Origin of the sequence: Flavobacterium sp., from assembly GCF_031363805.1 — a bacterium.
Taxonomy (GTDB): Bacteria; Bacteroidota; Bacteroidia; order Flavobacteriales; family Flavobacteriaceae; genus Flavobacterium.
Genome location: NZ_JANLVD010000233.1, coordinates 1 through 7,849, shown reverse-complemented (window position 1 = coordinate 7,849; position 7,849 = coordinate 1). Strand labels below are relative to the sequence as shown.

Genomic DNA, 7,849 nt, shown 5'->3' with positions numbered 1-7,849 from the left:
CGCACTAACTTCTGCTTTATATTTTTTATCTGCTAATGTATTTTGACTAATACAAGAAATGCAAAGCATTAAATATACTAGGGTTGTTATTTTTTTTAACATCAATTACTTTTTAAAAATAATTTCTTTTTCACCATGCTTCCCAGTAATTTTGATTACTTGTTCAATTTCACTTGATTGATCATCAATAGTAACAATTAACATTCCTTCATTTTCTTTATATTTACCTCTGTAATATAATTCCCAAGTTCCTTTTTTTGTCTTTTCAACATAATTTCTATTAACGCTCAAATAAGAGTTATAATCAGCTTCATTTTTTTTTAGAAACTCAATAATATCTTTAAAGTTTATTTTATAAGGCTTATCTAAATCCGTTTCACTAATTAACTTCCCTTTTTCATCGTATTCATACCAAATACCTATTTCGCAGGTATCTTTAAAAGAAGGTCCTTTATGTTTTATATTTGCATTCGGATAAAAGCCTTTACTAACTGTAAATAAAGAATTTTTAGGAGTCTCTTGACTGAAATAACCGCTTTCTTTATCTCCAAATTCTCGGACTCTTGTTCCATTATTTAAAAAGTATACATAATCTTCTGATTCATTCTTATTTTTATCAAAGCGGTTAATATCAAATTTTTCAAATTCACTATTTGTTAAATTATTATATTCGTGTTTATTTTGCATTTCGTAATGTTTAATTTTTTCAACTGTTTGTTTTTCCTCTTTGTTTTGTGGTTTACAATTAGTAAGTGTTAAAACCAAACAAATTAATATTGATGTTTTCATATTATATTTCTTTAGTTGCTCTATCCCATATTTTATTCCATTGCCAATGATACAAGCTTATTACAGGGATTGGTGGTGTAACTGTGTCTGAATAATCCATAATATTATCTGTTTCGTTTATTTTGAATGTAAAATCACTATTATTATCAAAAGAATGATATAAACCCATAGAGTGTAATGTTTCATGAGCTACTGTACTATCTGCAAATCCAATAGCATAAACTAAAATTGTTCTGAAATCATCTTTTTTATCAATAGATCTACCTTTGCCATAAAGTCCTCCAGCATTTTCGTTTACAAAATAGATTTTAAAATGATTTTGATACTTTGCCTTATCATAAGATTTATACAGTTCTTGATTTAAAAATAAATAAATATCATCTATTCCGCCATTTGGTATGTTTGCATGAGGTCCTGTGCCAACAGCCATTGACTTATTTTTGAAATTTGTCTTTCTGTTTGTAACTTTTTTTGTTACTGGATCAATATCAGTATCTAGTTTTAATGCTACCGTTTCGAATTTTGGGTTTACTAATCCCTGATTTAGATATTTTTTTAATTCATTAGCTCTTCCTACTGGCTCACCTTTTTTTGGATTTTTTGTACCATCTATGTTTGTCCATACATTTACAAAAAGCACATCAACTTTGTACCTATCTTTGTTCTTTAACACATTTAATTTGCCAGCCAATGATTTTTCAAGAACTCCTTTAGCATCTTTGTAAGTTGCAATAACTTTTACAGGTTGGTCTTTATTAAATTCTTTTAAACAAGTAATAGTCATTTCGATTTCATGTGTTCCAATTGCCAATGGAAATGCAGGGTTTTTGATTAAAAACAGTGTTTTGTCGTAATCTAGTTCAAGTATTTCTGGTTTTTTATCAATGTGTATTACTGTTCTTAGTACAGCAGTTATATTTTTGTAAGATGTCTTAATATTTGTTGATATACTCGTACCATCTTTTTGTTTAACTAATTTAGTTTCATTTTGTGGATATAAACTAAGCCACGGAACGCAGTAATTAAAGGCTTTCTTTTTCCCGGATTTATCTTTAATATAAAATTTATGAGGATTAAATTTAGACATTAATTTTTTAAATTCATCATCACTTTGTGCAAGTACACCTCCTTGTGAAGCATATACACTACCATATTTGCCAATAATATTTTTATAATAAGTATCACCTTTGATTTTTGTATCGCCAGTTCTAACCCAATCAAATCCATAATTATTTCCGTTCCAATTGTCTTTAGGTCTAAAACTAACCATACATCTGTCATCAACATACACTGGAATCATTTTAGGCTTTCCAAAACTAACACCTTTCTTAACTCCTTTTATACTTATGGTTTTGGCAGAATTAATTTCAATGTTTTCTTTAGCGTATGATTTTATATTTCCCTTTGCCGTTACAGTTAATTTACCACCAACATTTGATATATAAGACATAATTAAAACAATTTAGATTTTTCAGCACTATTTAGTTTAACTTCTTTTTGGGAATGCTTTTGTATTTCTCCATCAGAGGAATATTGCATCCCTTTTTGACTGTTAAAAGTCATTTCTTTTTCGGTATTTATTTCTTTATCTCCATTTATATTTTCCATTACATTTCCCGATACGTTTACGATGCTATTTCCACCCACAAATAAATTATGCATCATACCAATAGAAGTAGATTTATCAACCCCAGCATTTTCTGAAATATTTAAAGTGGCAGAAGAATTTATATTCATTCCAGCTGTAAAACTAATGTTTTTACCAGCATTTACCGTAAAATCATTCGGTGCATTGACATTGATATTTCCCTTCCCATCCATCAGCCATGTATTCCCGCTCGGGTCTTCCAAAAATATCGAACCTATTGCATCATTAATTAAAATTTTGCAACCGCTTCTGGTTTGTATTACTTTCTGGTCGTTGCCTTCGGTATTATATCCTGAGCTTTCATTTCCGTTGTACATTGTGCCCAATACAAAAGGTTTTTCGGCATTGTCAGCTTCAAAAGCTATCAATACTTCTTCGCCAATTTCTGGTATAAAATACATTCCTTTTCCGCCACCTGCGTGTGGGTTTGTCATACGAATCCAAGGCGTACTTTCTGAATTGTTTTTTTGCCATGCCATTTGTACTTGTATTCTTCCTAAACCTTTTGGGTCGTTGTTATCCATAACCGTTGCGGGTTGCGTGGTCGCAATTGGCACTGCCAATACATTGCCATAAGGCGGGCAAAGTGAACTTTCGGGAATGGCATTGAATGCGTTATGATATGAACTTTCATCGCAAGTATGCGTAATATTTGTGATGGTGTAACTTCCGAAATTTTGTTCTTGAACGCCATCTTGTGGGTTGCCAGTCATGGTAAAAGCTGATTCGTGAATAGAAACCACATCGCCAATACGAAGTCCAGTTTCATCACTTACTCCTGTGGCAATGATTAAATTGGCGGTTTGCGATTGTAATTGTGTGGTGACTCTATCGACCAAATGGGTGCGAGAATTTCCTTCCTGCATTGGGTTTGAATACAAAGTATTGGACTGGTCTGGAAATAATTTTTTGGATGAATCGTAAATTTGTTTCGAGTAGCCTTGCGTTTGGTAATTGATTTCTGTAGCGTTTGCTTTTTGAGTTTCGGCAGTACTTGGATCGTAGCCAGTAAATTCAAAATTTAATGGTTTGGCGTTCATTTCGATATCGAAACGCTCCAATGAACGACCATATTCTAAAGTGAATGTTTTTGACTGTGGTTTTCCAAATATTAAATTTTCCCCATTATAATAAAACCATTCTGCTTTTTTTTCTGCCAATCGGCAAAGAAAAGTAAAATCGCTTTCGTTATACTGCACGGTATAAGGTAATGTAGGATTGTCTTTAAGATTTATCGTTGGTTTAAGCTCTCTTTGAGGAAATTGGTTTGTTATTTCCTGAATAATATCAGACAATGATTTGTTTGAATAGGATTTATTTTTAGGCTGATTCTGCATCGCAATGGTCGGCGAAAAACCAGATATTTGAATCATTCCTGCTGAACCATTTTCACGAACCAATTTGGCATTGGTTATAATTCCGTAGAACAACAGGGGCGATTCTGTAGCCAAATTATTCGGCTTTATTTCTATTTTGATGGATTGCCCAATGTAGCTCTGACTTTTTTCGATAGCTTGATTTACAAATTCTTTGGGCAGTGGTTGCAAAATGGTAAACTCGTGGTGTGCGTTTAAGGTTTGTGTAATGGTTAGTTTTGAGAAACGAGTTAAAGTCTCGCCTTCAATTTGAATTGAGGTAGTCGTGCTTATTGCCATTGTATTAATTGTTTAGTTTTGTTTAATTGTAATTAACCTATAAATATATGGAGTTTGGCAGAAAAATTTTATGGTTTAACCGTGTATTTTGTTAAATATTTGTTTTTCTAAAATAAAGGCTTCGCAATTGCGAAGCCTTTATTTTAATTAAGAATTATACTTTTAGTCAATATAGGTTTTATTCCCATTTTTATTAATGTAATATCTTCCGCCTCTTGGACCTGTGTATACTTTTTTTCCATTGTATTCACCTGTTACTTTATCTGCTTTTGCAGGTGCTTTTTCAGTTGAAGCTCTTTCTTTTTTTACTGTAGGTTTTGAAATTTTTGTTTCTGTAACTTTTGTTGGAGAAACTTTTTTCGATTTAACTTCTTTTTCAACCGCTACCTCATCTTTGGTTGTTTTAACTTTTGAAGTTGCAGTTTCTTTTTTACTTTTTGGAAGTTTTTCCTCCACTTTTTTGGTTACCACTTTCGGAGCTTTTGCTTTTGGCTCTGCCTTAGATGTGGCTTTTGTAGCCTTATCCAATTTGTTTTCTTTTGCTTTAGCTACTTTTTTAGATTTGGCTTCCTCCTTTTTTGCAGTCGCTTTTTCTTTTGCGGCTAATTTTTTCGCAGCTGCTTTTTCTTTAGCTAATGCTGCTTTTTCTGCCTTTTCTTTTGCAGTAATAGTTTTTGTCGTCTTTGCTTTTTTGGGTTTTGTTTCTGTCTCTTGCGCGTAAAAGCTATTGGAGAAAACAAAAATCATGCATAGTAATAATAGTTTTTTCATTTTTATATTGATTTTATTAATACATAAATGTAATAATTTTTTATTAATTAGTATTAAAAATTTAAAAATATGCTCTCAATTGTATATTTCCTGTATGGATTGTTTTAATATTTTCACTTTTCCTACCTTGATAATTAATATTGATATCTAAAAATTGGGTTAGATTTTTTTGAATAAGCAATCGCCAAGTTAAATTTTTTCCAGATTGCAATCCCTCTAGTATTTGAAAAGCTACAGGTGAAAAATCCAATCCTTTGAAATTATTATTAAGCATAGAAAACTCGCCATTTAATATCAACTTTTTTTCACTCGCGAAGTTGAAAGAAGTTCCTAGTTTATTTTGCTTTAGCGACTCTAAATCTCCTAATACATTATTTTTATTTTGATATTCATAAAACAAATCTAAACTGGTATTTTTATCAAACAAATAAGAAATTTTTGATTCGAGCTGTTTGCCTTTAATTTCAAAATTTCTTGATTGATAATTTTCTGAATTTACAGAAGTATTTAAAGATTGTACTGTGAAATTGAAAAGCCAGTATTTTTTTAAAAGATGATTGTATTGCAATTGATGTGAAATATTATTGCTTTCTTGTGCACCAGAGGATTGAAAACTGGTTAATTTATTGGTTACATAAGTGTATGTTACAGAATGATTTTGTTTGCCACGATTGAAAAATAGACTATTTCGAATACTCGCATTCAAACCCAATAAGTCATCGGTTTTGTTTGAAAATGGATTCAAGTCGAAATTATCTTGTTGTCTTTTAATTTTTCTTTCAATTAAATATGAAGTTTGATTGTAAAAAAGAGACATAATTTTCTTAAAACCTTTTTCATTCTGCCATTGTGATGGATTCAAAGTCACAGATTGCGAAAATTTATTCTGATGGGTTTTTATAAATATTTGATTTGGTAAAAATATTTTTACATACTTGGCTTTATCTGGAAAAGGCGAAACTTCAAATTCCTGAATTTCTTGAATTCCATTTCCATTATAATCGTTCCAAGCAAATATTCCTTGACCAGCTTCTACTTCCAAAAAACTAAATTGTTGCTGTGGAATACTTCCTGAAGTAGTTTCGTAAGCTACTGTGGTTTGAATAAATTGTTTGAAAAACTTATCATTATAAAGCAATCTTGAGTTTAATGAAGGCTCGTTTGCCAAAACAGGATCTTCAAATTTTAAATTTCTATAATTAATAAATAATGATAAATCGGTTTTTTCATTTTGAACAAGTTTAGATTTTAAATAGTATGAATTTGAAACATTCACGCGTCTCAATTCTCCCAAAAGCAAACTATCATTTGCTCTGTGAAGATAGCCTAATTCTATATAAACTTTCGTGGAATCGCCACGTCCAACAAAAGCCCCAATTTCTGAAAATCGCTGACTCAAACTAGAAAATTGATTGGTCAATTTAATTTTTTCTTGGTTATTTTCGTGCCTAAAACTGCCACCAACCCAATTTTTATTAAAATTATATTTTGTTAACAGCTGACTTCTTAAAAATTTTGATGTTGCCAAATTCCCTTCACTTTTTAGCAAACTATTGTTATTTGAAAAAATCCAATTTTTAAATTTAAAAAATCCAGAAGCAATATGCCTATTTCCTAAAAAGCCATCCGAAAAATTCAAGTTTTCATATTGGTATTTCCAACTTGATTTTTCGGGCAATGTGAATAAAATAGCAGCCGTTAGGAAACTTTGATTTCCAAATAATTTCTCATTTAAATTCCAATCTCTATCAAATTCAATAGAAAACAAACGTTCAATTGTTTTAAAATTTTTCTGAGTAAATTGATAATTTCCAACGGCATCAATTTGCCATTTTTTTGAAAATAATCTTTGTTTGACATTTACTTTTCCAGCCAATCCCTTATTATTACTATCATCTATTGGAGAAAATAAATTTTGGTCATTGTTACTTAAACCCATTTCAAAATCGAGGAGTGTTTTATCGGTTGGGTTGTATTTTCCTAAAATTGTTGCAATTTGAAGTTTGGTTGGCGCAATTAATTTAATTTTCGGCTCATAATTGCCTTGCAAAACTCCGGCAATGGGTTCAACATATTTAAAAATGCGTCCATTGGAAATGGTACTCGACACAATATAATTTCCCAAATTATTACCTACAGAAGTAAATTTAACATTGAACAAGACATCCAACGGATTGTTCGAAAATTCGAAAATTTCCACACTGTTAATTATTGTTTTTTTGTATAAAATTTTATTTTCAGAATAAGTGTCCGAAATGGCTGATGGCGCATTCATCAATTCTAGATTATCGCCAGCAGAATTCAATATTAAGGCTTGATCAACTGACAAACTTTGCTGCAATGGCTGGCTTTTTACATCATTTTCAGAATATAAATAACCTCCAAGACTCCACTTTTCTTGCTCATGATTTGCACCAGCATAAGTTACAAACCGACTATAATTCCTGTCTGAATATTGGTATTCAATCGTTATTCGCATTTCGGATGTAATTGGATATAATGAAGTGAAAATAATTTCACCTGCATTATAATCTATCATATATTGATTGTTTTCGCCCCGTTGCAATAAAACTCCATTTGCAAAAACCCTTTCTGATCCAGAAATAACAAGTATAAACAACTGACCATTTGGTCCAATAAGTTTGTACGGTCCTTGGTTGCCTTCCTGACCTACAAAATTACTTTTTGCATATTGTCCGCGTACCAAAGCAGCCGAGGCATAAACGGTGGTTTTGTTTTCAGGCCTTCCAAAAGTCAATTGTGTTGCAAGACCTTGTACTTTTTTGTTGAAATTTAAAAATCGTGATTTCCTGTTTTCAAGAAATAAATCGCCAGCACGAACATTCCAATTGTTGCCAAAAAGTTCAATAAATATTTGATCAAACTCATCCAATTTTTGAGAATAACCACCTTCTTGCAAAGGAATATTGCTATCTTGTATAGAAGCGCGCAAGCTTATTTTATCTGATAATTTCCCAGTAATTTG

The 7,849-nt window shown here is 31.2% G+C and carries 5 protein-coding genes; all 5 read right to left on the bottom strand.

The genetic code is table 11. From position 1 onward, the window contains the following. Positions 1-105 precede the first annotated feature (105 nt). Positions 106-789: a hypothetical protein gene (locus tag RMN92_RS12180; RefSeq protein WP_309609714.1), complete on the bottom strand. Its 684-nt coding sequence runs from the start codon at positions 787-789 to the stop codon at positions 106-108. 1 nt (position 790) lies between these two features. Next, positions 791-2,239 (bottom strand): hypothetical protein, encoded by a 1,449-nt coding sequence (locus RMN92_RS12175; protein ID WP_309609713.1) that lies wholly within the window; start codon positions 2,237-2,239, stop codon positions 791-793. A gap of 2 nt (positions 2,240-2,241) precedes the next feature. Next, positions 2,242-4,092, bottom strand: a complete 1,851-nt coding sequence (locus RMN92_RS12170) for a type VI secretion system tip protein VgrG (protein WP_309609712.1) — start codon at positions 4,090-4,092, stop codon at positions 2,242-2,244. Positions 4,093-4,254: 162 nt separating this feature from the next. After that, a complete protein-coding gene (locus tag RMN92_RS12165) occupies positions 4,255-4,863 on the bottom strand; it encodes a hypothetical protein (RefSeq protein ID WP_309609711.1) in 609 nt (202 codons plus the stop codon). 61 nt (positions 4,864-4,924) lie between these two features. Then, positions 4,925-7,849, bottom strand: a 2,925-nt coding sequence (locus RMN92_RS12160) for a hypothetical protein (protein WP_309609710.1), incomplete at its 5' end; no start/stop codon positions are given.

Bases quoted from the DNA above. Each gene is read 5' to 3' on its own strand.
- RMN92_RS12175 (WP_309609713.1), bottom strand. From the start codon at position 2,239: ATGTCTTATATATCAAATGTTGGTGGTAAATTAACTGTAACGGCAAAG.
- RMN92_RS12170 (WP_309609712.1), bottom strand. From the start codon at position 4,092: ATGGCAATAAGCACGACTACCTCAATTCAAATTGAAGGCGAGACTTTA.
- RMN92_RS12180 (WP_309609714.1), bottom strand. From the start codon at position 789: ATGAAAACATCAATATTAATTTGTTTGGTTTTAACACTTACTAATTGT.
- RMN92_RS12165 (WP_309609711.1), bottom strand. From the start codon at position 4,863: ATGAAAAAACTATTATTACTATGCATGATTTTTGTTTTCTCCAATAGC.